The organism is Bradyrhizobium sp. SHOUNA76 (assembly GCF_023006445.1).
Lineage (GTDB): Bacteria > Pseudomonadota > Alphaproteobacteria > Rhizobiales > Xanthobacteraceae > Bradyrhizobium.
On sequence record NZ_JALBHA010001087.1, the window covers coordinates 1 to 600 of the forward strand.

The window sequence follows — 600 nt, forward strand, 5'->3', positions numbered from 1 at the left end:
AGGGCGTGACCTTCACCGGCGCGGGCCGCCTCGCCGGCCGCAGCGGTTCCGGAACCTGGCGGCGCTCCGACGGCTGCGGCGGAACCTGGACCTCAGCCAAGCAATAACGCCGGCAAGACGCCGGCTTCGCGGCGGAACCAACGCCGCGCAGGCCCGATTCAAGCCACATCCTCTCCGGATTTGCGGCTCATTGCCACCCAAGTCTTTGATGACAAAGGGGTGGTTAAGAGTTGCGTCATGCGTAACCGGGAGACCAGGATGGGCAACCGCACCGCAAAATTCGTATCCGCGCTGGTCGGCAGCGTCATTGCCGGCCTGCCACTGGCCGCCGTGTCGCAGAACGCGCCGAACACACCGAGCACGGCCAACGCGGCCGCCGACTGCCTCGCATCGCCGAAGGGCACCGCGCCGCAGGGGCAGCATTGGTACTATCGCCTCGAACGCACGACCAAGCGACAGTGCTGGTATCTGCGCGCCGCCGGCGACAAAGCCTCCCAGACCGCGCAGGCGACGCCCGACGCGCAAGATACCGATTCAACCGCGCCGCAATCCGTGCAGAACGCGCGTGCCGAATACGTTGCGTCGCAGACCGGGGCCGTG

At 67.5% G+C, this 600-nt stretch carries 1 pseudogene; it reads left to right on the forward strand.

Features of this window, described 5'->3' with window-relative positions:
- Positions 1 to 258: 258 nt before the first annotated feature.
- A pseudogene (locus MOV74_RS39890) lies at positions 259 to 600 on the forward strand (hypothetical protein); the annotation flags it as partial.